Source organism: Gordonia sp. 135 (assembly GCF_009720185.1).
GTDB classification, from domain to species: Bacteria; Actinomycetota; Actinomycetes; order Mycobacteriales; family Mycobacteriaceae; genus Gordonia; species Gordonia alkanivorans.
The window spans coordinates 1084314-1106459 of record NZ_CP046257.1; the positions used below are offsets into that span (position 1 = coordinate 1084314).

The window sequence follows — 22146 nt, forward strand, 5'->3', positions numbered from 1 at the left end:
ACCTCACCGTGTACGGTCGACGAGGGAGCAGGTGGAGCGCGTTTTGGGTCCACAGCCCCGGTGATCTACACTGAAGTGTCTGATTGATTCAGACTTGCGCGCTACCCATAGGGTGGCGCGTTGGTTTTGTCGGCGGTGAAACGTCGGCACCGGTCGCGAGGCCGGGATTCGATGAGATGGCAGCGGAACCACTCCGGTGGGGAAGTCGCAAAGGGGCGTAGCTCAATTGGCAGAGCAGCGGTCTCCAAAACCGCAGGTTGCAGGTTCAAGTCCTGTCGCCCCTGCCCTGGTGAAGGGCACACGTTGACGAGAGGACCGCGAAGTTGAGCAAGCGAGACCGGGCTGCCCGCGCCAAAGAAGCCGCTGAGGGTTCTGCGGCCGATTCGGCTGCGGCTGAGCTCGACGGTCGCGACGAGGCCACCGGCGGTGCGGACGACGAGACGTCGACCGGCGCCGCGAAGGAGCTGCGTCCGTCCGGCAAGCGCTCGGCTCGCGGACGTCGCTCGTCAACCGGTGCATCCGGAACCGACGGAGACACCGACTCCGCCACGGGGTCGGCAGTAGCCGTCAAGGAACGCAAGAAGAAGAAAAAGGCCTCTGCTGAGGAGAGCCGGAATCCGTTCGTTCGGATCTGGGTGTTCCTCACGCAGGTCGTCGCCGAGCTGAAGAAGGTCATCTGGCCGACGCGGCGCGAGATGATCACGTACACGATCGTCGTGCTCGTGTTCGTCATCGTGATGACCGCGTTCATCTCCGGCCTCGACCTGGCCTTTGCCAAGGGCGTCCTCTGGTTGTTCGGCTGACCCACGCGGTGGGTGGCCGGGCGAGCGGGAGCCGACCGGAGATGAACCATAAGGAGCGTGGGCTGCAGTGAGCACCCCGGAGAACGAACTCGCATCGACCGACACCGTCGACGCGGCCGTGACCGACGAGGTCGACGAGGCTGCGGTCGACGAGGCCGGTGACACCGACGTCGAGACGGCCGCCGAGGGCGACGAGGCTCCCGCGACCGACGTCGTTTCCGAGGACGCCGACGAGACCCCCGCCGAGGAGGCCCCTGAAGAAGAGGTCGACCCGGTCGAGGAGCTGCGCAAGCAGCTGCGTCGCGCACCCGGCGACTGGTACGTCATCCACAGCTACGCCGGCTACGAGAACAAGGTCAAGGCCAATCTCGAGACCCGCGTGCAGAACCTCGACGTCGGCGACTACATCTTCCAGGTCGAGGTTCCGACCGAAGAGGTCACCGAGATCAAGAACGGCCAGCCCAAGAAGGTCAACCGCAAGGTGCTGCCGGGCTACATCCTCGTTCGCATGGAACTCAACGACGAGTCGTGGGGCGCGGTGCGCAACACTCCGGGTGTCACCGGGTTCGTGGGGATGACCAGCAAGCCGTCGCCGCTGTCGCTCAACGAGGTGCTGCAGTTCCTCATGCCGCGCGCCGAGGCCAAGAAGCCCGCCAAGGGGGGCTCCGCCGCCGAGGGCGTCGAGGCCGCAGCTGCCGCCGCGTCGAACACCATCGAGGTCGACTTCGAGGTCGGCGAGTCGGTCACCGTCATGGACGGCCCGTTCGCCACGCTGCCCGCGTCGATCAGTGAGGTCAACGCCGAGCAGCGCAAGGTGAAGGTGCTCGTGTCGATCTTTGGTCGCGAGACCCCGGTCGAGCTCGGGTTCAATCAGGTCGAGAAGATCTGACTGGTTCCGCGGGAGCGGATGCACAGCAGATAAACACAGACTTTCACGTCTCCAGCGGGCGTGAATTCGCAAGGAAACAAGCAAGGACAAAAGGATGCCTCCCAAGAAGAAGAAGCTCGCCGGGATCATCAAGCTCCAGATCCAGGCAGGCGCGGCCAACCCGGCCCCGCCCGTGGGTCCGGCGCTCGGTCAGCACGGCGTGAACATCATGGAGTTCTGCAAGGCGTACAACGCCGCGACCGAGTCGCAGCGCGGCAACGTCATCCCGGTGGAGATCTTCGTGTACGAAGATCGCTCCTTCGACTTCAAGTTGAAGACCCCGCCGGCAGCGAAGCTCCTGCTCAAGGCTGCAGGCCTGCAGAAGGGCTCCGGCGAGCCCCACACCAACAAGGTCGGCAAGGTGAGCATGGACCAGGTCCGTGAGATCGCCAAGACCAAGGCCGAAGACCTGAACGCCAACGACATCGACCAGGCCGCGAAGATCATCGCCGGTACTGCTCGGTCCATGGGTATCACGGTCGAGGGCTAGACCTACCACAACATCTCGTGGGAGGGCCGGCTCGGCCCGCACCACACACCCCGCCGGTTGAGTGCGGAGAAGGAACAGAGCAATGAGCAAGAAGAGCAAGGCCTACGCGGCTGCGGCCGAGAAGGTCGACAAGTCCAAGCTGTACAGCCCGCTGGAGGCTGTTGAGCTGGCGAAGGAAACCTCGTCGAAGAACACCGACGCGACCGTTGAGGTTGCGATCCGGCTGGGCGTCGACCCCCGTAAGGCAGACCAGATGGTTCGAGGCACCGTCAACCTGCCGCACGGCACGGGTAAGACCGCCCGCGTGATCGTGTTCGCCGCCGGCGACAAGGCCGCCGAGGCCACCGCCGCCGGTGCCGACGAGGTCGGCGCCGAGGACCTGATCGAGCGCATCCAGGGCGGTTGGCTGGACTTCGACGCCGCGATCGCCACCCCGGATCAGATGGCCAAGGTCGGCCGGATCGCGCGTGTCCTCGGACCGCGTGGCCTGATGCCGAACCCGAAGACGGGCACCGTGACCACCGATGTCACCAAGGCCGTCAACGACATCAAGGGCGGCAAGATCAACTTCCGCGTCGACAAGGCAGCCAACCTGCACTTCGTCATCGGCAAGGCTTCGTTCGACCCGGCCAAGCTGGCCGAGAACTACGGCGCCGCGTACGACGAGATCATGCGTGCGAAGCCGTCGGCAGCCAAGGGCCGCTACATCAAGAAGGTCACCGTCTCGACCACCACGGGCCCGGGCATCCCGGTCGACCCGCAGGTCAGCCGCAACTTCGCCGAAGCTCCCCAGGCCTGATCCTGGCGCTCGCGCGTAACTAGAGACACCCACGAGGGGCCTGGCAGTCGATGCCGGGCCCCTCGTGCTCTGTCTCCCCAGTTCTTCCATCGGAGGTCAGTGGCTCGTGGTGAGAATCCGTCTCGGAACCCGTCGTGGTGGTGCGGCGGTGGCTGCCGTGTTGCTGTCGCTGCTGCTGGTGATCGTCGGTTGTGGCACCGACGGTGGCCAGGCCGATGACGCATCCCCCGCGGGCATCCCGTCGACGATCGTGTCGATCAGCCCGACGACCACCGAGATGCTCTTCGCCGTCGGCGCGGGCGATCAGGTGGTCGCGGTCGACGACCAGTCCGACTTCCCGGCCGAGGCCCCGCGGACCTCGCTGTCGGGTTACACCCCGAACCTCGAGGCGATCCTCGCCTACGACCCCGATCTCGTCGTCCTCACCGACGACAACAACGACATCATCGCCGGCCTCGACCGGGTGGGCGTCGACGTGCTGCAGATCCCGGCGGCGAAGAACCTCGACGAGACGTACGCGCAGATCCAGCAGGTGGGTGACGCCACCGGCCATGCCGAGTCGGCCGATGAGCTCGTCGCCTCGATGCGCGACGAGATCGAGAAGACCATCCGCACAGTCCCGCTGCGCGAGGTTCCGCTGACCTACTTCCACGAGCTCGACGACACTTACTACACCGTCACCGACGACACCTACCTCGGTCAGGTCTACAGCCTGCTCGGTCTGCGGTCGATCGCCACCGGTCAGAGCGGCTATCCGCAGCTGTCACCCGAGTACATCCTGGAGAGCGATCCCGAGGTCATCTTCCTCGCCGACTCGCAGTGCTGTGGGGTCACACCGGAGAAGGTCGCCGCGCGTGCCGGCTGGGACGACCTGCGGGCCGTCGCGAACGGTCAGGTCCACGTCCTCGACGAGGACATCGCGAGCCGATGGGGACCCCGCGTCGTCGACCTGGTCCGCGACATCGCGCAGATCGTCTCCGGCGTCGACGGACAGCCAACGAACTGAGATGTCGAGCCGTCACATCGGGGTGATCTGCGGGGCCGTCGCAGTGCTGCTGGGCGCATGCATGCTCGCAGTCCTCGTCGGCCCGGCCGGACTGACCCCGAAGGGCGTGCTGCTCGACCTCCTCGACCAACTCCCGCTCGTCGACGTCGAATCCGGGCTCACCCCCCGCCAGCAGACGATCCTGTGGGAGGTGCGGATGCCGCGCGTGGCGCTGGGAGCGCTGGTCGGTGCGATGCTCGCCGTCGCGGGTGCCGCCTACCAGGGTGTCTTCCGCAATCCGCTCGCAGACCCGTACCTGCTCGGTGTGTCCAGCGGCGCGGGACTCGGCGCGACCGTCGCGATCGTCCTGGGCGGTGCCGCGGGCACGATCGGCCTGCCACCCGCGGCGTTCGTCGGCGGCATCCTGGCCGTGGCCGCGACCTATGCGCTGGGCCGGACCGTCGGCGGCGGCCGCACCGAGGTGGTCATCATCCTCGCCGGAGTCGCGGTCGCGGCGTTCGCGAATGCCATCCAGACCTTCCTCATGCAGCAGCACGACGACACGCTGCGGCAGGTCTACAACTGGATGCTCGGCCGCCTGGCGACCGACGGCTGGTCCGAGGTCGTCACCGTGCTGCCGTACGTCCTCGCGTGCGTCGCCGTCATCGTGCTGTTCGGGCGCACACTCGACGTCATGGCGGTCGGTGACATCGAGGCGTCGAGCCTGGGGATCAGACCTGAACGCGTGCGCCTGCTGCTGGTCTGCGTCGCGACGCTCGGCACCGCGGCGGTGGTGTCGGTGAGCGGATTGATCGGTTTCGTCGGCATCGTCATCCCGCACGCCGTCCGGCTCCTCGTCGGTCCTGGGCACCGGCTGCTGCTGCCGTTGTCGCTGCTGGTGGGTGCGGCCTTCCTGGTGCTGGCGGACGTGGTCGCGCGGACCGCGATGTCGCCGTCGGAGTTGCCGATCGGCGTGGTCACCGCCGCCATCGGCGCGCCCTTCTTCCTCGTCGTCCTCCGGCGCAGCGGACGGAGCGTCGAATGACCGCCGCGATCACCTGTCGAGGTGTGTGCGCGTCGCGCGGGGGAGTGGAGGTCCTGCACGACGTCGACCTCGAGATCGGTTCCGGCACCTGGGTCTCCCTGGTGGGGCCCAACGGTTCGGGTAAGACGACGCTGCTGCACTCCCTCGCCGGGTTGGTGGCCTCGACCGGGCGGGTCGACGTCGCGGGCGTCGACCCGGGTCGTGCGCGCCGCCGCGAGATCGCCCGGGCCGTGGCGCTGATGCCGCAGCGGCCGATCGTCCCGGAGGGCACGTCGGTGCGGGAGCTCATCGGCCTCGGCCGCACCCCGCACATCGCCCGATTCGGCAGCGAGACCCGCTCGGACCGCGAGGTTGTCGACGACGTCATCGAGCGACTCGACCTCGAGGAGTTCGCGAACCGTTCCGCCTCGGCGCTGTCGGGCGGTGAGTTGCAGCGGGTGGTGCTCGCCCGGGCACTCGCCCAGCAGCCGCGCGTGTTGTTGCTCGACGAACCGACCAGCGCTCTCGACATCGGCCACCAGCAGCAGGTCCTCGACCTCGTCGACTCCATGCGGCAGGCCAGTGAGCTGACCGTGATCGCGGCGATGCACGACCTGACATCGGCGGCCCAGTACGGACAGCGCCTCGTGCTCCTCGACCGGGGACGTATCGTCGCCGACGGTACGCCCGAGGAGGTGCTCACCGCTGAACGACTCCGGGACGTCTACGCCGCGAAGGTCGAGGTGCTCGACCGCCGCGACGGCCCGGCCGTGCTGCCGGTGCGTGACCCGGGACCCGGAGAACGATGAAGGTCACGCTGCTCGGCACGGGTGCCGCCGACGGCTGGCCGAATGCGTTCTGCCGCTGTGATTCGTGTTCCGATGCGCGGCGCCGGCACGACTTCCGTGCCCAGACAGCCGCGCTCGTCGACAACGCGCTCATGCTCGACTTCGGATCGGACGCGCCCGGGTCGGCGGTGCGCCACGGTGCTTCGCTCGCCGACGTACGTCACGTCCTGATCACCCATGCGCACGCCGATCATCTTGCACCGCAGTCGTTGTTGTTCCGGTCGTGGGTCGACGGGGTCGGTGAACTCGAACTCATCGGTCCGGCCGATGCTCTCGATGTGTGTCGCCCGTGGGTGGGGCCCGACGCCGGCGTGCGGTTCACGCCGGTCGTCGCGGGTGACCAGGTGCGGGTGGGGGACCACGACGTGCGGGTGCTCCCGGCGCGCCACCAGGTCTTTCGCGACGGTGATGCGGTCTTGTACGACGTCACCGGTCCCGACGGTATGAGGCTGCTGTGGGCGACGGACACCGGTGTGTGGCCCGACGATTGGTTCGATGCGGTGACCGGGGCCGAGTTCGACGCGGTCTTCCTCGAGGAGACCTTCGGCGATCGTGAGGACCTGTCCGATGGGCATCTCGGGTTACCCGGGTTTGCGACGATGGTAGCGGCACTGCGTGGAGTGGGTGCCGTCGTCGACTCCACCGACGTCGTCGCAGTCCATCTGGGACACCACAATCCGCCGGTCGGCGTGCTCCGAGAGCGGCTTCGGGATCTCGGCGCGCGGCCGGGACGAGACGGGGAGGTGCTCGACTTGGGCGAGTCGGTCGGGCGGCGGATCTTCGTCACCGGAGGGGCGAGGTCGGGGAAGTCGCGGTATGCCGAAGGTCTGCTGGCCGGCGTCGACGACGTCGTCTATGTCGCCGCCGGCGGTCCGCGAGCCGGCGATCCCGACTGGGACCGACGCGTCGAACTCCATCGTGAACGACGCCCCGCATCGTGGACGACGATCGAGGACACGGAGGTGGCCGGTGTCCTACGATCCGCGCGTCACCCGGTCCTCGTCGACTGTCTCGGAACCTGGCTGGCCGCCCGGATCGATCACCACGATGCCTGGGAGAGCGGCGAACTCGATGCCGTGCGGTCCGACGTCGAGGACCTACTCGACGCCTGGCGGAGCTGCCCGGTGCCCGTCGTCGCGGTCAGCAACGAGGTCGGTAGCGGCGTCGTCCCGGCCACCGCGTCGGGCCGTCTCTTCCGCGACGAACTCGGCCGACTGAATGCCGAGATGGCCGACCGCGCCGACCAGGTCGTGATGATGGTCGCCGGTCAACCCCTGGTTGTGCGGTAGCCCGGTGCGGGTGAACAGGTGAACGGCGATGTCACTGGATGACGAACGTCCTGGAATCCCGGGCGCCCATCCCGGACATGTTCTCGTAGGCGGTGATCGTGAAGGTACCCGGCTTGTTGTAAAAGGGGTCGGTGAACGTGGCGCTGCCCTCGCAGACCGTCGCGTGGTACGTAGGAAGGCTCGTGCCCCGGAAGGTGATGTCGATTCGACAGGGTATGTCCCTGCCCTGGGCGCCGAAGACGCGCGCCGACCACTTCACCCTGGGTGCGAACGGTCTGCTGTAACGATTCGGGCCGAGTTCGCTGCCGAGAGAATTCTCCACCGACATCCTGATACTGGGGAGCACGCCGAGGAGGGGCGCCGACAGGCTTCCGGAGTCGTTGCCGGGCAACGGCAACCCGGGAGCGGCGGAAGCGGGCGACGTGATCATGGTGGCGGCGGCTGCCACGGTCAATGCGGCTATTCCCAATGTGCGTCTCATTTTCGAACTCCTACTCGAACCGAATGGTGCGGCGAAACGTATGTTGCGGCAGCAACGCCCTCGACCGACTGGAATCACGGTACGTGGACGATGTCCGATTTGCGTCATCTGGTCGAAGGTATTTCACCTCTGATAACAAACCGGCTGGATCATTCGCGCTCGTGGGGGTGCTCAGCCGAGCCAGTCGTTGCCGCCTAGTCCGAGTTGCCGGACGTCGAGGGTGGGCGTGATCCCCGACGCCGGCGCGAGGTCATGTGCCTCGAAAACCGACCGCAGTGTCTCGGCGGCGTCGATGTTGAGCGGGCTCGACACCCACATCGCGTAGGGGAGGTTCACGAAGCGGTTCTCGCGCACCGCCTTCAGATTGCGGCTGGCGGGGTTGGTGCGCAGAGCGTCGATCTTCTGCTCCACGGACTGGCCGGGATAGTCGACGAAGACGATCAGATCGGGGTCGGCGGTGGCGATCCGTTCCCAGCTCACCGCGGTCCAGGTGTCCTCGACATCCTCGGTCGCGTTGCGCGCGCCCGCCGCGTCGATGATGCCCTGCGGGCCACCGAAGGAGCCCGACGAGAAGATGGTGTCGGAGACGCTGTCGAAGACGAAGACCGTCGGTTTCGATGCCGGTTGCGGTGCAGCACGGAGTTTTTCGAGGCGGTCGGAGATGTCGTCGGCGACCGTCGCGCCCTGCTCGGGATTGCCGGCGATGGTGCCGATGTTGCGCAGGTCGGTGTCGAGCGCGACCCATGGGTCCATCGTGCCGCGCTGAGCCTGGCCGTCGACCTGACGGCACGCCTCCGACAGCTGATACACGTCGATCCCGTGGGAGGCCAGGATCTCCGGGGTGATGCCGCGGGACTCGCTCATGCCGTAGTTGTAGCCGGCGTAGAGGACCTGCGGTTTGGCGCCGACGATGTTCTCGAGGGTGGGCTGCTCGGTGGCGACCTCGTCGAGCGTGTCGACCTGTGGGCCGTATTCGAGTCGGAGAACGTCCTTGTCGCGGGCGAGCGCACTGACGGCGACGATCTTGTCTCTGGCGCCCGCCGCCAGCGCGATCGCGATCATCCCGCCGTCGTTGACGAACAGGCGATCGAGAGGCTGGTCGAAGGCGACCTCGGCGCCACAGTTGGTGACGGTGACGCGGTCGGTTGCGACGGCGCCGGACTCGGTGCCGCAGCCCGCTGCGATGCCCAGGACGACGGCGAGCGTGGCGTATCGGGTGATGTTGTGTCTCATCGATTTTCCTTGGTGGCGTAGACCTGCGGTGCAGGAGAGGTGGGGGAGTCGAGCAGCAGATGGGGGAGGCCGGTCTCGGGGTGTGGCACGACGGTGCCGGACACATCGAAGACCGACGCCAGCAGCGGCGGGGTCAGCACCTCGACCGGTGGGCCGTGTGCGGTGACGCCGCCGTCGGAAATGACGGCGACGGAGTCGAAGTGGCGGAGGACGAGGTCGAGGTCGTGCATCGCGGCGATCACAGTCGCCTCGAGGTCGTCGAGGACCTGCATCAACCGCAGTCGCCAGGCCGCGTCGAGATGATTCGTCGGCTCGTCGAGCACAAGGATCGGCGTCTGCTGTGCGATTGCGCGGGCGAGCACGACGCGGTGCCGTTCACCGCCGGACAGCTGCGTACACGAACGGTGTTCCCAACCGCCCAGTCCCACCTGCTCCAGCGCGGACCGGACGATCGCGTGGTCGTCGGAGTTACGTATGGCCCAGGCGGATCGGTACGGCGTGCGTCCCAGGCCCACCGCTTCGGCGACCGTGAGTTCGGCCGACGGGTGTTCATCCTGACCGACCACCGCGATCGACAGCGCGCGACGCCGAGCCGGAAGACGATCGAGATCGTCGTCGCCCAACCGGATTCGCCCCTCGGCCGGTTGTTCGAGACCGCACAGTGTCCGCAGCAACGTGGTCTTGCCCGCTCCGTTGGGTCCGACGATGGCGAGTCGGGTTCCGGCAGGGACGTCGAGATCCACCTCGCGCAGTATCGGGCGGCCACTTCGACGGCAACCGACGGCGTTCGCGCGCAGGGACATCGAGCGCTCCACGGCGCCCATCAGGCTTCGCCGCCGAACACGTACTGGCGCCGTCCCATCAGGAACAGGAAGATCGGTGCGCCGATCAGTCCGGTGACGATGCCCAGCGGCATCTCGCGAGGTGACGCGGCCACCCGTGAGATGACGTCGACCCACACCAGGAACAGTGCACCGCCGCAGACCGCTACGGGAATCATCGCGCGGTGCGTCGCACCGACGAGCAGGCGTGCCGCGTGCGGGACGATCAAGCCCACGAATCCGATTCCACCCGCGACTGAGACCAGAACGCCGACCAGGATTCCCTGGACCGCGAACAGCGCGTTTCGCATGGCGCGCACCGGAACCCCGAGGGATGTCGCGGTGTCGGTCCCGGCTGCGTAGGCGTCGAGCCAGGAGTGGATCGCGAGCATGGCGAGCACCGTGACCACGACGACAACCCCGGCGATCTGCACTTTCGCCCAGGTCGCGCCGGCGACGCTGCCCAACATCCAGAACATCACGTTGTCGGCGGCATGCGGGTCGGCCGCGGTGAAGACCAGCAGTGAGGACAGCGCCAGGAACGCCGACGACAGGACCACTCCGGAGAGGATCAGGCGTAGGGCGGTCAGTCCGCCCTGCGCCCGGGCGACGGCGTACACGGTGACCGAGGCCGCGAGGGCGCCGATCAGCGCGCCGCCGGACAACGCCCAGACACCCAGGGCGGCAAACGATCCTAGAGTGATGACCGCCGTCGCACCCACCGCGGCGCCGGCCGACACGCCCAGCAGGTACGGCTCGGCGAGCGGGTTGCGGACGAGGGCCTGCATGACGGCGCCGGCGAGCGCCAGACCGGCGCCGACGATCGCCGCGAGAACCGAACGCGGCAAACGGAGATCCCAGATGATCACGGAGTGGGCGGCGTCGAGCTCGTCGCCTCGCAGGCGCCCGGCGACGGTTCGCCAGACATCGCCGAGCGGGATGGTCTCGGCACCGAAAGCGGTGGCGATCGCGATGCTCACCAAGGTGAGCGCGAGAAGGATCAGGGCAAGGGGCAACGACGGGAGTCGCCGTACCGACATGGCGGTGGCGATCATCGTCGTGCCGTCGGGAGGACGGGACACGTGTGGAACTGCCTTTGGTCTGGGCATCTGTGCGCGAGACGCCGGGTGGACTCGACGAGAACGGCAGGTATTCGGACTCGGGTTCGTCCGAACCCGACGCCTTCCCGGGTTGCCCCAGTGGCCTGATGTCGGGTCCGTCCCCCATACCGCTGCGCGCCAGTCCTGGATTCGCACCAGGTTCCCTGGCACCCGCCTGTGCAGGTGCGACCGCTCTCACCGGTGAGGTTAGCAATACGGACACGGAGCTCTCACCGACCCGTCGCCAAGTCGTCGGGCGAGGGATGCCCGGAGGTCTTAGGCTGGGCGCTGACAGGCAACGGACAGGTGCGAATCGAACCGAGGCGAACGGTGATCCGATGGACGGACGACCCACGAAACTGGCGATCATCGGGGCGGGCGCGGTCGGCACCGCGATCGCCTACTCGGCGCTGATCCGCGGGGTCGCGCGCACGGTCGCGTTGCTGGACATCAAGGCCGCCAAGGTCACCGCCGAGGTGCTCGACCTGTCCCACGGTCTGGAGTTCGTACCGCGCGCCGACATCATCGGCTCCAACGACGTGTCGGTGTGCGCCGACGCCGACGTCGTCGTGTTCACCGCCGGAGCCAAGCAGAAGCCGGGGCAGTCCCGACTCGAATTGGCCGAGGCCACAATCGGTTTGACGCGCGCCATCCTGCCGGATGTGCTCGAGGTGGCACCGAACGCGATCTACCTGATGGTGACCAACCCGGTGGACGTCGTCACCCATGCGGCGCAGAAGATCACCGGCCTGCCGCCGAATCAGCTGTTCGGGTCGGGAACCGTGCTGGATTCGTCGCGGCTGCGGTTCCTCGTCGCGCAGCACTGCGGGGTAGCGGTGCAGAGTGTGCACTCGTATGTCGTCGGCGAGCACGGTGACAGCGAGATACCGCTGTGGTCGTCGGCGACGATCGGTGGCGTGCCGCTGACGTCGTGGACGCCGCTACCTGGGCGTCGGGAGATGGATGCCGTTGCACGGGAGCGTATCCGGGACGAGGTCGTGCACGCCGCCTACGCCATCATCGAGGGCAAGGGGGCCACCAACTACGCCATCGGCCTCGCCGCCACCCGTATCGTCGAAGCCGTTCTGAACGACGAACACCGGGTGCTCCCGGTGTCCACGGTCGCCTCCGGATTCCCCGGGCTCGATGATGTGTGTCTCTCCCTGCCGACCGTCGTCGACCGCGGTGGTGCGCAGACGCGCCTCGAGGTGCCGCTGTCGCCGGACGAGGAAGCCGGTCTGCTCGCCTCGGCGGAGACGCTACGCCGGATGCAGGCGCGATTCGGGTTGTAGGGGCAGGCACTGTCCATCGGGTGGACCAATCTCGGTGCTCGATGCCGGTGCGGCATCCTCGCCGGGGTAGTTTCACCTGGTCACATCGGTGGAAGAGAAGGTTCGACGATGAGTGGTTCGCGGAAGACGGTTCTGGGTTTTGTCGCTGCGGCGTCGATGGCGATCGCGCCGCTGATGGTGGCGGCACCTGCATCGGCGGCGACCGACTACGCCAACTGCGCGGCACTCAACGCCGACTACCCGCACGGCGTCGGCGAGCCCGGCGCCGTCGACTCGACCTCCGGCACGCCGGTTACGAACTTCACCGTCGACCAGGCCCTCTACGACGCCAACGACGAGAGCGACCGCGACAAGGACGGCATCGCCTGCGAGCAGAACTGACCCTTCGGTCACACACTGTGCGTGAGGGTCTCCGACCTGGCTTTTTCTGCTCGCCTGCAGTCCGATGGAACCGATCGGGCGCGCAGATAGTCTGAACTACATGCGCGACGACAAGCTGCTCACCCGGATCTCCGCCCTCCTGCGGCAGGCGGAGAACACCGACAACGAGCATGAGGCCGAGACGTTCATGCAGGCCGCACAACGCCTTGCCACGGCGTCGTCGATCGATCTCGCCGTGGCCCGCGCGCACGATCCGGCCGCGCGTAAGCAGGTCACCCCGATCTCGCGGCAGATCAAGATCGGCGAGCCGGGTAAGCGTGGCCTGCGCACCTACGTGCAATTGTTCGTGGCGATCACCATGGCCAACGACGTGACCGTCGACGTCGCGAGCAACTCGACCTTCGTCCTCGCCTACGGGTACGAGGCCGACATCGACGCCTGCGAGGCGCTCTACACGTCGCTGATCATCCAGATGGTCGCGGCGAGCGATGCCTATCTGCGGTCGGGGGCGTACAAGGGCGAGACCTTCGCGCGGGTCGTCACCAAGGGCAGCGGCTGGCGAGCGCGGCGGGTGATCGAGGAGAAGCCGCTGTCGCCGATCACTGCGCGACTCAACTTCCAGTCGGCCTTCGCCGAACGCATCGGCAAACGTCTCACCGAGGCCCGCGACGCCGCCCGCGAAGAAGCACTCGCCGCCGAACGGCGCTCGGGTGAGCCGGAACGCTCGACGGCGCTGGCCCTGCGCAACAAGGAACTCGAGGTCACCGACTTCTACAAGACCGAGTCCACCGCTCGCGGCACGTGGCGGGCGTCGAGCGCGTCGGCCGGCTATTCGGAGGCCGCCCGGAAGGCGGGGGACCGGGCGGGGCGTCGGGCCAAGATCGGCGCCGACCGTGAATTCGGCGGTGCGCGAGGCGCTCTGGAGGCCTGACGAGTGGTCAGGCGCCGCGGTCGTACCAGGCCACCGACGGGGTCGGAGCAAACGGGGTCGGGGTTCCCGCCCAACGTCGAACCCAGGTGCCGACACGTCCGGGGTCGGTGGCCACGCCGTGCGCGACGATGGCCGTGACCACCAGGATCGCAGCGAACACGAACAGCCAGCTGATCGCGACGAACACGATGCCGAGAGTGCCGAAATAGCGGATCGTTCCCGACGCCAACGTGGGCAGCACGAGCCGGCTGCCGGCCAGCAGGGCAGTGATCAGCAGCCCCGTGACCACACCGTTGAGGGCGAGAAGACGCAGCGGGACCTGGGTGGACACCAGCAAGCGCGGGATGGCGGTGAAGGTGCCCGACCAGATCGTCACCGTCACTCCGAAGACCAGCACGATGCCGAGGAGGCCGCTGCCGCCGAGGTGGAGGCCGAACAGTGTCTCGGCGTGCAGGCCGGTCGACAGCCCCTGCGCGGTGACCGCGGTCGGGATGAGGAACAGCACGATCACCCAGCGCCAGAAAGCTCGCCACGGCAGTTTGGTGACGCCCCAGATCGCGACATACATTCGGCCGAGTGCACGTGACAGGGAGGTGGCGCCGGCGATGGTCATGAGTGCGCCGATGATCCCGAAGGTGGCGAACGACTGCGGGTTGTCCACCGAGTTGTGGTCGAGCTTGCTCACCGGGATGCCGAGCCCGCTCAGGGCGTCGTCGACGACGTCGCTGCCCGGGAGCGTGAGCAGCAGGATGACGATGGGCAGGATCGAGGTGAAGGCCTGCGCGGCGAGGGTCATCGCGCGGTCGGTGATGTCGCCGCGCGCGATGTCGGTGAGGATGCGCAGGCTCAGCGTCGCGCCCGGCAGTCGCAGCACACGTTCGCCGATCGCGTGCAGGTCGGGACGGCGCATGAGGACTCCCATCGGGTACGGCGGACCCTCATCATCATTGGCGATGCCATGAGTCCGCGTGACACCGGGCGTGCCCGGTACTACGACGCCGAGCGACTCGTCTTCCGACTCTTCGACACCGCGTCCTCCTCGCGCACCGTGCAGCTGGCCGGAACCGAACTCACGCTGCCCGCCGAGGCCCGGTTCGCCTCGATCGACGCGGTGCGCGACTACGTGGGACTGGTGCTGGAGTTGCCGAGCGTACGGTCGCGGTTCCCACGCGCCGCCGAGCCGGTGTCGGTGCGCGAGCGGCGCGGCCAGAGCTCGGCACACTACGCCCGGTCGACGACGATCTCCGGTGACAAGTTGCTCAGCGCGGAGATCGCGATCCCGTCGTCGGCGGAGGGCCGGTGGGCGCTACGCGAGCTCGTGGTGCTGCACGAGCTCGCCCATCACCTCGACGACTCCAAGGGGCCGGGGCACGGACGCGGCTTCGTGCTCACCTTCATCGAACTCGTGGGCCTCGTCCTCGGCCCCGAGGCGGCCTTCGTGTTCCGCGTGGTGCTGGCCGATTCCGGGATCGGCTGATCGGGCGCCTAGTGCCCGGTGATCTCCTTCGCGGCATGGCCGACGGTGGCCTCACCGCCGGTCATGATCCGCATGAACTCGCGCTGTTCGGCGGCGCCGCGGATCGCTGCACGTTCGCGTCCGCCGGGGCGTTGCGCCTGCACCGAACGGATGATGTTCACCGGGAACCGGATCGCCGGATACCACGGTGGGACGAACGGCAGTCCGAGTGTGCGCATCGCCGCGGGTCCCAGGAAGCCGCTGGTGACCGAGAGGTGTTGTGCGCGAGCGATCTTGCGACGTAACTTCGGGAACCGCGAGTAGTTCCACTGCAGCGGATCGTCGGCCATGGGCACCGAGAGCTGTTTGGTCGTCTCGTCGGGGGTGGAGAGGACGTACGAGGTCTGGAGCAGCACGCGGATCGCGTCGCGAAAGCCCGTGGGCAGGAACTCGTCCTGCACGCCGAGTAGCCATCCCGCGTACCGGGTGAGGTGCGCGACGGCGTCATATTCACTGGGGCGGTTGACGAGTCCCATCATGACCACGCCCAGGCTGGGCGAGACGAGTGCTCCGACGAGCGTCGCGGCCATGTCCGTCTGATTGATGGGGAGCCCCCAGGTATCGGAATCCCAGTCGGGTAGTGCCGCGACGTGGCGCCGGACCATCGCGTGGATCAGGCGGACGCGCAGCGTCGACCGGTAACCGATTCCCTGTGGCAGCAAACCGTTTTCGGTGATGACGTCGGTGGCCCACTGGGTGGTCTCGGCGAACCGTGTGTTCGAGCCCTTCTCGAGGGCGCCGGTGCGCAGCAGCGTCTGGTTGAAACCGGCGAACTGGTAGCCGCCGAGTAGGGCGACGTCACGCGCCACGTACAGGCCGTCGGCGCCTCCGCTGCGCATGACCCGCGCGCCCTTCTCGATCAGGTCGCGGTCGACCCAGGTGGGTACGGTTTCCACCTCGGTGAAGAACTCGCGCAGCGGGGCCGGGGCGTCGTCGATCGAGTCGATGCCGTTGACGAGTGCCCGCTCGAACAGCGGACGGGACCGGGCCATTCCGGCGGTGTGCATCCACTCGACCAGGCGATCCGCCGGCTCGTCGCCGATCGTCAGGAGTTCACCGAGATGACGGAACAGTTCGCGGTCGGGTTTGCGCAGACCCAGCAGGGGTCCGACGAGCCGCAGGCCGATCGGGATCTTGCAGGGTCCGTCCGGGTGGCGGGACGGGATAGTCGGTGCGGGGGTGCTCGGCGGCGCCTGCGGCGGCGTGGTGGCAACCCGTGCGGTGGTCATCGGACGTGCACTCCGATCGGAGGTTCTGGGTAACGGCTGTCACCCAAAACGTAGGTCGGAGGTACGACGGTGTCAATGGGACGAACAAAAAGAACCGTCCCAAATTGCAGGTAGGGGCGCTGCGCAGCTAGAGCTGCACCGCCTCGGGTGCGTCGGCGCACAGTCCCTCACCCGCGAGCAACGTGAGGTAGCTCGGATGGTCGGGGTCGAGGACCAGGCGCTGCCTGCGGCCGCGTGCCTTGATCAGGTCGGGCACCACCGTGAGGTAGCGGGGCAGGCTCGCCGCGTAGACGTCGACGCGTAGGCGGTGCCCCGGCTGCAGGACCGCGTCGGTCGGGACCAGGTCGACGTCGATGCGGACCGGCTCGTCGGCGGGCACCGGCAGCTTGCGCTTGTGCGACAGGTAGTGGTGCGCCGAGAGCAGGCTGCCGTCGGCCGCGTAGGTCGACTTGCTGCGGTCCAGTGCGCGATTCGACGCGGAGAGGGCGCCGTTGGTGAGCACCGTCGACGTGCCGTCGGGCGCAACGTCGTTCACGGTCACCGCCCAGATCGCCTCGTGGGCGGTGGTTGCGACGTTGAGTCGCAGGTTCATCGCGCCGCTGATCGGGGTGGCCTCGAGAACCGGGCCGGTGGTGAACGACAACGCGCCCCGCTCCTGGAAGCGTGCGTCCTTGGCGTAATCGGCGCCGAGGACCATCGTGGCGCCGGCGGTCACCTGGGTCATGTCGCGCGATCGGAGACCGCGGATGTCGGGGCGGATGTGCAACGACGAGACACCCTGTGCGGGAGTCGAACCCAGCGAGCCGTCGTGTACCGCATGGTCGGCGGTCGACGAGGCATCGGCCGTCAGGTACAACCGCTTCGGCTCGACGCCCGGGCGGGGGAAGTTCTGTCCGGCGGTCCACGCACCTCCCTGCTGCAGCATCGTGACCGGCCCGTAGTGCTCGACGCCGTTGCGGTGCCCCTTGAGCCAGCGGTCGAACCAGGCGCGTTCGAGGACGTCCAGACGCGGTGGCGCGAACTTGCCGCCGTATCCCGAACCGACGTCGAGGTGATAGCCGTCGCCGACGATCATCTGCTTGCGGCCCGGTTCCATGTTCAGCCGCTCGTAGACGCCGGTTGCACTGCGGCCGAACAGGTCATGCCAGGCGCCGACGGTGAACGTGGGTGCCTCGATGCGGTCGACGATCGGGTCGCGTTCGTCGAAATACGGGTCGTCGAAGATGCGCGGGTCGCGGGCGGTGAGGAAACCCCAGAGCAGCGAGGGGATCTCGGTGGCCGGCGACTTCACCCGGTCGATGGCCCACCTCAACGCGTGACCGCTGGTGATGTCCCGAATGATGTTGGCGGGGTTGGGCACCCACTTGAGCATGTTCACCGCCGACAGCCACACCGGGATGAACGCCGAAGGCATGCCGCCGGTGATGTAGATGTCGCGGACGATGTCGTCGCAACCCTCCACTGCGAAGACGGCTTTCAGCTGCGGCGGGCGCTTGTCCGCGGCCTGTAGCGAGTTGATCGCCGAATACGACCAGCCGGCCAGGCCGACGGTGCCGTCGCACCAGTCCTGCTCGCTGACCCAGTCGATGATCTCGACGGAGTCCTCCTGCTCGCGCGGGCCGAGGATCTGCCACTTGCCGTGGCTCGCACCGGTGCCGCGGACGTCGACGACGACCTGTACGTAGCCGCTGCGCACCAGGTTGCGGTTGATGCCGAAGACGTCGAAGACGCCCCCCGACAGCGTCTGGGTGAGGGTGGTGAGGCCCTCGAGTGCGGTACCGGCCGCATCGATCGACGCCGACGCGGTGTGCAACGCCTTGCCGAGGACGGGAGCGTGCAGCGCCTGGTCGACGAAGTCGATGGCGGCCCGGTTGTACGGGTTGATGTTGATGATCGCGGGGTACGGGGTGAGGACCGTCTGGCCGAACCGGTTGGCCGGACGGATCACGGTGGCACGCAGGACGACCCCGTCGCTCATGGTGATCGAGACGTCGCGGTCGATGACGACGCGCGGGTACAGCTGCTTGCCGTCGACCTGTTCACGCCAGCGGATGCCGTCGGCTCCTCCGGTGGGGTCGCCGAGGGGGAGGGTACCGAAATGGGGTGCTTCCGTGGGACGTCGCGAAGGCGAAGGGGCCGGCCGCGCACGGCGTTCCGCGGGATCCAACTGATACGTCATGGTGCACCACCCTGCCTGGGGTGAGAGGTGTCGCACCGCGAGTGCTGCTGGTCGAGATGGCCGGGTGGACACCGACACCCCTTCGTGTCGGTCGTGGGCGCCGGACCCGCTCCGCTGGCGGCGGATGTCAGTGTGTTCCAGGTCACCTCACGCGTTCGCTGAAGAATAGCTCAGCGCCGGTATCGGATGGCTAACCAGGTGGCCTCGGTTTGGCCATCGGAGGTCTACGGCCGGTCACATTCCGGTAGCGACAGGTCGATCGCGGCCGCCGCCTCGAGGACCATCCACGCCGACAGCTGCACCGACAGATCGCGTTCGGGGACCTCCGAGGGCATCACCGCACCCGCCACGAACTGGGCTTTCTTGCCGGCGGCCGTAGGGATGACGGCCCTGCTGCGCCAGTCGCTGCCGAACACGACGCGGCCGCGGACCTCGGTGCGGTTCGCCCACGCCGCATCGGCACTCGAGGCCACGATTCGGGCTGCCCGGGCACGCAATTCATCCGATCCGTCGACATCCGGGAGGTCGGTGGCGATGAGCCCGAGATAACGGGCGAGCACCCCGTGGAACAGGCCGCCGTCGCCACCGCCGCCGCCCTTGATCACCCCGTCGGTGCAGGAGTGCTTCTCGACGGCACCGAGGAGGCGGGCCAGACGGTCCAGATGGCGCTGTCCGCCGGTCGCGCGGAAGGCCTCGAGTTCGGCGCCGAGGACGACGCCCTGACAGTAGGTATAGGTGCCGGTCTCGGCCTTCAGCGAACCGTCGGGCTGCTTCTTCAGGCCGTCGATGACGAGGTGCGTCTTCGGGTCGATGAGGTTGGCGTCCATCCAGTCACACATCGCGACCGCGCGTTCGACGTGACCGGTACGGGCGACCAGGATGGCCGCGGGGCCGTTCGCCGGGGCGTTGAAGAACTGGTCGGTGGTGCGCCAGGGGATACCGCCCCCGTCCTCGGGAACCCAGGCGTCGAGCATGCGCCGGGTCAGGACCTCCAGGCCGCGTCGATGGTCGAGGTCGAGGTGACGGTCGGCGCGTTCGATCGCCAGTCCCAGCCACGCCATGTCGTCGTAGTAGTTGTTCGTCCACCGTCCGAGGTTGCGCACCTTGATCCCGCGCAACACCCGGTTGGCGTCGTCGGCGACATCGGGGTCGAAGGAGCGGTCTCCGTGTGCGGAACCTTCGGGTCTGTGGATCGCGGCGTCGACGAGGAGGTCGACGAGATGTGCGTGCCACCAGTAGTGCCAGGATCCGAGATGCGCCGCGACGAACCCGATCGGCCAGGCGACCGCCGCCGTCCGCGTCGCCGGCAGCCAGAAGGCGCGCTGCAGATGCCGCGCCGCGACGGCGTCCATGGCGGCCTGCGCGCGCTCGTTGGCGTCGTGCGCGTCGGTCGATTTGGTTTGTTCCCCCACAAGGACGTAGCCTAGTCGTCGGTGTGATGCACAACCGTGCGTCGTATCGGTTCAACCAGAGACCGTTGGTCGTCGGGAACTCCCGAACGAAGGCGCGACGAAGTCGCCGGCCCACGCAGGATGAACGAGGAATGTGGTCCCACACATCAGTGTGCGTCTTCACGCCCCGTGCCTGCGTGCCGGGGCGTTTGTCATTTCCGCCCTCGATCGCCTCCACGGCCCGTCGCTCAGTTGAACCCGACCAACTCAAGTGACGAGGAGAGGAGGCGAAGTATGGCCAAGTCCGAAAAGGTCGCCGCTGTTGCGGAGATCGCAGAGCAGTTCAAGGGCTCCTCGGCGGCAGTGGTCACGGAATACCGTGGACTCACCGTCACCCAGATCTCCCAGCTGCGACGTTCCCTCGGCGAGGGTGCAACCTACTCCGTCGCCAAGAACACCCTGGTGAAGCGTGCCGCAGCTGATGCGGGCGTGGAAGGGCTCGACGAGCTGTTCACCGGTCCGACCGCCATCGCCTTCATCGAAGGTGAGCCGGTTGTGGCCGCGAAGGCGATCAAGACGTTCGCCAAGGACAACAAGGCTCTGGTCATCAAGGGCGGGTACATGGACGGCCGCGCGCTGTCCGTTGCCGAGATCGAGCAGATCGCCGACCTTGAGACCCGTGAGGTCTTGCTGGCCAAGCTCGCCGGCGCCATGAAGGGCAACTTGGCTAAGGCAGCCGGTCTGTTCAACCAGCCGGCATCGCAGGTCGCGCGTCTCGCAGCGGCCCTGCAGGAGAAGAAGAACGAAGCCGGCGAATAACTCGCCGCACCAAGCCAATCCCCGGACCGTACGGGGATGCACACCAACCCCGTACGGGGACTTACAGGAAGGACGCCACCATGGCGAAGCTCACCGCTGACGAGCTCATCGAGCAGTTCAAGGAACTGACCCTGCTGGAGCTCAGCGATTTCGTGAAGAAGTTCGAAGAGGTCTTCGAGGTCACCGCGGCCGCTCCGGTCGCCGTTGCCGCTGCCGGTGCCCCGGCTGCTGCCGGTGGCGAGGCCGCTGCCGAGCAGGACGAGTTCGACGTCATCCTCGAGGGTGCCGGCGACAAGAAGATCCAGGTCATCAAGGTCGTCCGCGAGGTCGTCTCGGGTCTGGGCCTGAAGGAAGCCAAGGACCTCGTCGAGGGTGCTCCGAAGGCTCTCCTGGAGAAGGTCGACAAGGACGCCGCCGAGGCTGCCAAGGCCAAGCTCGAAGAGGCCGGCGCCAAGGTTTCCGTCAAGTAAGACTCTCTTACTCGACTTCACGAGCCCGGGACAGCATTGCTGTCCCGGGCTTGTTGCTGTTTGGGCACTCGACTCTCGTGGCGGCCTGACTTCCAGACCTCATTTCGACGTTGCGACCTCGATCGAAGTCGCAGCGTCGAAATGAAGTCTGAGAGTGGCTCGCTCAGGCGGCCGCGAGCCCCAACTTCACGAGCCAGGGTCTCAGGAGGCCGACCAGCTCTCCTCGTTCGAGCTCGGCCCACGTCCAGCGGACCACCATGATCCCCATGGCTCGCAGGGCGTCCTCGCGCCGCTTCTCGCGTAGCAGTGCCTCTCGTGGGGTCTCTCCGGGGCGCATTCCGTACTTCTGGAGTCCGTCGAACTCGCCGACGAGCCGACCGTCCCAGTCGAAGTCCGCCCGCGCCTCGCCCTGTGATGTCCGGAACCTGTGCTGCAGGCGTGGGACGGGGAGTCCGGCTGCGATCATCTGGGCGCGGCTCCACGATTCACCTACGCTCTCCGACGACGAGTCGGCGAACGACAGGGCGCGTCGTGCGATTCTGGTCCCGGGCCGCCGTGATCGTGCGTCGAGGATGGCTGTCATGGCCGATGGATCGGCCTTCATCGCCAGCGCTCGGTCGAAGGCCACGAGTGCTTGCGCGAAGTCGCCGTTCGTCGCGACGTCGACCGCAGTGCGCTCGAGTGTCGTCACCTCGATCCCGTCGACGATCTTGATCTCGGCGGATGTCAGCGGACCGTTGTGCACATGTCGGTGGCCGCGCACGAAACCGCCCGCGTTCGACTTCTTGGTGAGATGGACAGCTTCGCGGTCGGGGTGGAGGAGTTCCAGGCCGAGGATGGCTGCGGCCGAATCATGACTCAGCGTCGTCGTGCCGCGATCGCGCGCCGAGGTCGCCACCGCGATGGACCGCAGGCGATGGGCCGCGGTGGGATCGGCAGTGTCGGGGGTGGCTTCCACGTAGACCCCTGGCGCCAGTCGGATCAAGTCGCCCCCGTCCACCGCCGCTGCGACGGTGTCGTCGGTGATGCCGACCCGCAGCGTCGATTCGCGCCGTATGAGTCCGTGTCGATCGGTCGGGAACCAAGTCATGAGGATTGGACGCACGAGGCGCCTTCTCGGTTCAATTTCCATCGCCG

Annotated in this window: 23 protein-coding genes, 1 tRNA gene and 1 riboswitch; of the genes, 15 read left to right on the plus strand and 9 right to left on the minus strand. The window is 67.5% G+C overall.

Annotated features, from left to right (window positions below):
- Positions 1-211: 211 nt before the first annotated feature.
- The 9 genes from GKZ92_RS04960 to GKZ92_RS05000 all read left to right on the plus strand — a co-directional run bounded on the left by GKZ92_RS04960 (position 212) and on the right by GKZ92_RS05000 (position 7166).
- Positions 212-284: transfer RNA gene (locus GKZ92_RS04960), tRNA-Trp, on the plus strand.
- Positions 285-323: 39 nt separating this feature from the next.
- Positions 324-803, plus strand: a complete 480-nt coding sequence (secE, locus tag GKZ92_RS04965) for a preprotein translocase subunit SecE (protein ID WP_006358213.1) — start codon at positions 324-326, stop codon at positions 801-803.
- A 67-nt stretch (positions 804-870) separates the two neighbouring features.
- The gene (nusG, locus tag GKZ92_RS04970) at positions 871-1692 is read left to right on the plus strand and encodes a transcription termination/antitermination protein NusG (RefSeq protein WP_035753275.1); all 822 of its coding nucleotides are present in this window, start codon (positions 871-873) and stop codon (positions 1690-1692) included.
- Positions 1693-1786: 94 nt separating this feature from the next.
- Entirely contained in the window at positions 1787-2221 is a 435-nt protein-coding gene (gene rplK / locus GKZ92_RS04975; protein ID WP_006358215.1) for a 50S ribosomal protein L11, read from the plus strand.
- An 82-nt stretch (positions 2222-2303) separates the two neighbouring features.
- The gene (gene rplA / locus GKZ92_RS04980; RefSeq protein WP_006358216.1) at positions 2304-3020 is read left to right on the plus strand and encodes a 50S ribosomal protein L1; all 717 of its coding nucleotides are present in this window, start codon (positions 2304-2306) and stop codon (positions 3018-3020) included.
- A 106-nt stretch (positions 3021-3126) separates the two neighbouring features.
- Positions 3127-4026, plus strand: a complete 900-nt coding sequence (locus GKZ92_RS04985; RefSeq protein ID WP_006358217.1) for an ABC transporter substrate-binding protein — start codon at positions 3127-3129, stop codon at positions 4024-4026.
- 1 nt (position 4027) lies between these two features.
- Positions 4028-5050, plus strand: a complete 1023-nt coding sequence (locus tag GKZ92_RS04990; protein ID WP_155225042.1) for a FecCD family ABC transporter permease — start codon at positions 4028-4030, stop codon at positions 5048-5050.
- The gene (locus GKZ92_RS04995) at positions 5047-5838 is read left to right on the plus strand and encodes an ABC transporter ATP-binding protein (RefSeq protein WP_155225043.1); all 792 of its coding nucleotides are present in this window, start codon (positions 5047-5049) and stop codon (positions 5836-5838) included. The genes GKZ92_RS04990 and GKZ92_RS04995 overlap by 4 nt, the downstream gene beginning before the upstream one ends.
- Positions 5835-7166, plus strand: coding sequence for a bifunctional adenosylcobinamide kinase/adenosylcobinamide-phosphate guanylyltransferase (locus GKZ92_RS05000; RefSeq protein WP_155225044.1), 1332 nt, complete (start codon positions 5835-5837; stop codon positions 7164-7166). The genes GKZ92_RS04995 and GKZ92_RS05000 overlap by 4 nt, the downstream gene beginning before the upstream one ends.
- Before the next feature lie 31 nt (positions 7167-7197).
- Here GKZ92_RS05000 and GKZ92_RS05005 read toward each other — a convergent pair whose 3' ends face one another.
- From GKZ92_RS05005 to GKZ92_RS05020, 4 genes are all read right to left on the minus strand, one after another.
- On the minus strand, positions 7198-7647 hold the full coding sequence (locus GKZ92_RS05005) for a hypothetical protein (protein WP_035753268.1): 450 nt from the start codon (positions 7645-7647) through the stop codon (positions 7198-7200).
- A gap of 171 nt (positions 7648-7818) precedes the next feature.
- On the minus strand, positions 7819-8880 hold the full coding sequence (locus GKZ92_RS05010) for an ABC transporter substrate-binding protein (RefSeq protein WP_042375450.1): 1062 nt from the start codon (positions 8878-8880) through the stop codon (positions 7819-7821).
- A complete protein-coding gene (locus GKZ92_RS05015) occupies positions 8877-9704 on the minus strand; it encodes an ABC transporter ATP-binding protein (RefSeq protein ID WP_006358223.1) in 828 nt (275 codons plus the stop codon). Before GKZ92_RS05015 ends, GKZ92_RS05010 begins: the two co-directional genes overlap by 4 nt.
- Positions 9704-10756, minus strand: a complete 1053-nt coding sequence (locus GKZ92_RS05020) for a FecCD family ABC transporter permease (protein ID WP_042375449.1) — start codon at positions 10754-10756, stop codon at positions 9704-9706. Before GKZ92_RS05020 ends, GKZ92_RS05015 begins: the two co-directional genes overlap by 1 nt.
- A 72-nt stretch (positions 10757-10828) precedes the next feature.
- A riboswitch (cobalamin riboswitch) is annotated at positions 10829-11010 on the minus strand.
- 129 nt (positions 11011-11139) lie between these two features.
- Between GKZ92_RS05020 and GKZ92_RS05025 the strand changes: the two genes are divergently transcribed.
- The 3 genes from GKZ92_RS05025 to GKZ92_RS05035 all read left to right on the plus strand — a co-directional run bounded on the left by GKZ92_RS05025 (position 11140) and on the right by GKZ92_RS05035 (position 13405).
- The gene (locus GKZ92_RS05025) at positions 11140-12093 is read left to right on the plus strand and encodes an L-lactate dehydrogenase (RefSeq protein WP_035753267.1); all 954 of its coding nucleotides are present in this window, start codon (positions 11140-11142) and stop codon (positions 12091-12093) included.
- A gap of 108 nt (positions 12094-12201) precedes the next feature.
- Complete coding sequence (locus tag GKZ92_RS05030; protein WP_006358226.1) at positions 12202-12474, plus strand: excalibur calcium-binding domain-containing protein; 273 nt, start codon at positions 12202-12204, stop codon at positions 12472-12474.
- A gap of 100 nt (positions 12475-12574) precedes the next feature.
- Positions 12575-13405, plus strand: a complete 831-nt coding sequence (locus GKZ92_RS05035) for a DUF2786 domain-containing protein (RefSeq protein ID WP_035753412.1) — start codon at positions 12575-12577, stop codon at positions 13403-13405.
- Between the two features lie 7 nt (positions 13406-13412).
- Here the strand turns inward: GKZ92_RS05035 and GKZ92_RS05040 are convergent, their stop codons facing one another.
- Positions 13413-14315: a YhjD/YihY/BrkB family envelope integrity protein gene (locus tag GKZ92_RS05040; RefSeq protein WP_006358228.1), complete on the minus strand. Its 903-nt coding sequence runs from the start codon at positions 14313-14315 to the stop codon at positions 13413-13415.
- A gap of 48 nt (positions 14316-14363) precedes the next feature.
- Here GKZ92_RS05040 and GKZ92_RS05045 point away from each other — a divergent pair, with 48 nt between their 5' ends.
- Entirely contained in the window at positions 14364-14882 is a 519-nt protein-coding gene (locus tag GKZ92_RS05045) for a TIGR04338 family metallohydrolase (RefSeq protein WP_006358229.1), read from the plus strand.
- Positions 14883-14890: 8 nt separating this feature from the next.
- Here the strand turns inward: GKZ92_RS05045 and GKZ92_RS05050 are convergent, their stop codons facing one another.
- The 3 genes from GKZ92_RS05050 to GKZ92_RS05060 all read right to left on the minus strand — a co-directional run bounded on the left by GKZ92_RS05050 (position 14891) and on the right by GKZ92_RS05060 (position 19741).
- On the minus strand, positions 14891-16150 hold the full coding sequence (locus tag GKZ92_RS05050; protein ID WP_006358230.1) for an oxygenase MpaB family protein: 1260 nt from the start codon (positions 16148-16150) through the stop codon (positions 14891-14893).
- 127 nt (positions 16151-16277) lie between these two features.
- Positions 16278-18329 carry a CocE/NonD family hydrolase gene (locus GKZ92_RS05055; RefSeq protein ID WP_006358231.1) on the minus strand — a complete coding sequence of 684 codons (2052 nt, stop codon included), beginning with the start codon at positions 18327-18329 and terminating at the stop codon, positions 16278-16280.
- A gap of 224 nt (positions 18330-18553) precedes the next feature.
- Positions 18554-19741 (minus strand): glycoside hydrolase family 76 protein, encoded by a 1188-nt coding sequence (locus GKZ92_RS05060; RefSeq protein ID WP_006358232.1) that lies wholly within the window; start codon positions 19739-19741, stop codon positions 18554-18556.
- 273 nt (positions 19742-20014) lie between these two features.
- Between GKZ92_RS05060 and rplJ the strand changes: the two genes are divergently transcribed.
- Positions 20015-20539: a 50S ribosomal protein L10 gene (rplJ, locus tag GKZ92_RS05065; RefSeq protein WP_006358233.1), complete on the plus strand. Its 525-nt coding sequence runs from the start codon at positions 20015-20017 to the stop codon at positions 20537-20539.
- A gap of 80 nt (positions 20540-20619) precedes the next feature.
- On the plus strand, positions 20620-21009 hold the full coding sequence (rplL, locus tag GKZ92_RS05070; RefSeq protein WP_006358234.1) for a 50S ribosomal protein L7/L12: 390 nt from the start codon (positions 20620-20622) through the stop codon (positions 21007-21009).
- 163 nt (positions 21010-21172) lie between these two features.
- Here the strand turns inward: rplL and GKZ92_RS05075 are convergent, their stop codons facing one another.
- Positions 21173-22099: a hypothetical protein gene (locus tag GKZ92_RS05075; RefSeq protein ID WP_035753266.1), complete on the minus strand. Its 927-nt coding sequence runs from the start codon at positions 22097-22099 to the stop codon at positions 21173-21175.
- Positions 22100-22146 lie beyond the last annotated feature (47 nt).

What these genes read in the sequence shown, in the direction of transcription:
- rplK (WP_006358215.1), top strand. Translation starts at nt 1,787, where the DNA reads ATGCCTCCCAAGAAGAAGAAGCTCGCCGGGATCATCAAGCTCCAGATC.
- rplA (WP_006358216.1), top strand. Translation starts at nt 2,304, where the DNA reads ATGAGCAAGAAGAGCAAGGCCTACGCGGCTGCGGCCGAGAAGGTCGAC.
- GKZ92_RS04990 (WP_155225042.1), top strand. Translation starts at nt 4,028, where the DNA reads ATGTCGAGCCGTCACATCGGGGTGATCTGCGGGGCCGTCGCAGTGCTG.
- GKZ92_RS04995 (WP_155225043.1), top strand. Translation starts at nt 5,047, where the DNA reads ATGACCGCCGCGATCACCTGTCGAGGTGTGTGCGCGTCGCGCGGGGGA.
- GKZ92_RS05000 (WP_155225044.1), top strand. Translation starts at nt 5,835, where the DNA reads ATGAAGGTCACGCTGCTCGGCACGGGTGCCGCCGACGGCTGGCCGAAT.
- GKZ92_RS05005 (WP_035753268.1), bottom strand. Translation starts at nt 7,647, where the DNA reads ATGAGACGCACATTGGGAATAGCCGCATTGACCGTGGCAGCCGCCGCC.
- GKZ92_RS05010 (WP_042375450.1), bottom strand. Translation starts at nt 8,880, where the DNA reads ATGAGACACAACATCACCCGATACGCCACGCTCGCCGTCGTCCTGGGC.
- GKZ92_RS05015 (WP_006358223.1), bottom strand. Translation starts at nt 9,704, where the DNA reads ATGGGCGCCGTGGAGCGCTCGATGTCCCTGCGCGCGAACGCCGTCGGT.
- GKZ92_RS05020 (WP_042375449.1), bottom strand. Translation starts at nt 10,756, where the DNA reads ATGATCGCCACCGCCATGTCGGTACGGCGACTCCCGTCGTTGCCCCTT.
- GKZ92_RS05025 (WP_035753267.1), top strand. Translation starts at nt 11,140, where the DNA reads ATGGACGGACGACCCACGAAACTGGCGATCATCGGGGCGGGCGCGGTC.
- GKZ92_RS05030 (WP_006358226.1), top strand. Translation starts at nt 12,202, where the DNA reads ATGAGTGGTTCGCGGAAGACGGTTCTGGGTTTTGTCGCTGCGGCGTCG.
- GKZ92_RS05035 (WP_035753412.1), top strand. Translation starts at nt 12,575, where the DNA reads ATGCGCGACGACAAGCTGCTCACCCGGATCTCCGCCCTCCTGCGGCAG.
- GKZ92_RS05040 (WP_006358228.1), bottom strand. Translation starts at nt 14,315, where the DNA reads ATGCGCCGTCCCGACCTGCACGCGATCGGCGAACGTGTGCTGCGACTG.
- GKZ92_RS05045 (WP_006358229.1), top strand. Translation starts at nt 14,364, where the DNA reads ATGAGTCCGCGTGACACCGGGCGTGCCCGGTACTACGACGCCGAGCGA.
- GKZ92_RS05050 (WP_006358230.1), bottom strand. Translation starts at nt 16,150, where the DNA reads ATGACCACCGCACGGGTTGCCACCACGCCGCCGCAGGCGCCGCCGAGC.
- GKZ92_RS05055 (WP_006358231.1), bottom strand. Translation starts at nt 18,329, where the DNA reads ATGACGTATCAGTTGGATCCCGCGGAACGCCGTGCGCGGCCGGCCCCT.
- rplJ (WP_006358233.1), top strand. Translation starts at nt 20,015, where the DNA reads ATGGCCAAGTCCGAAAAGGTCGCCGCTGTTGCGGAGATCGCAGAGCAG.
- rplL (WP_006358234.1), top strand. Translation starts at nt 20,620, where the DNA reads ATGGCGAAGCTCACCGCTGACGAGCTCATCGAGCAGTTCAAGGAACTG.
- GKZ92_RS05075 (WP_035753266.1), bottom strand. Translation starts at nt 22,099, where the DNA reads ATGACTTGGTTCCCGACCGATCGACACGGACTCATACGGCGCGAATCG.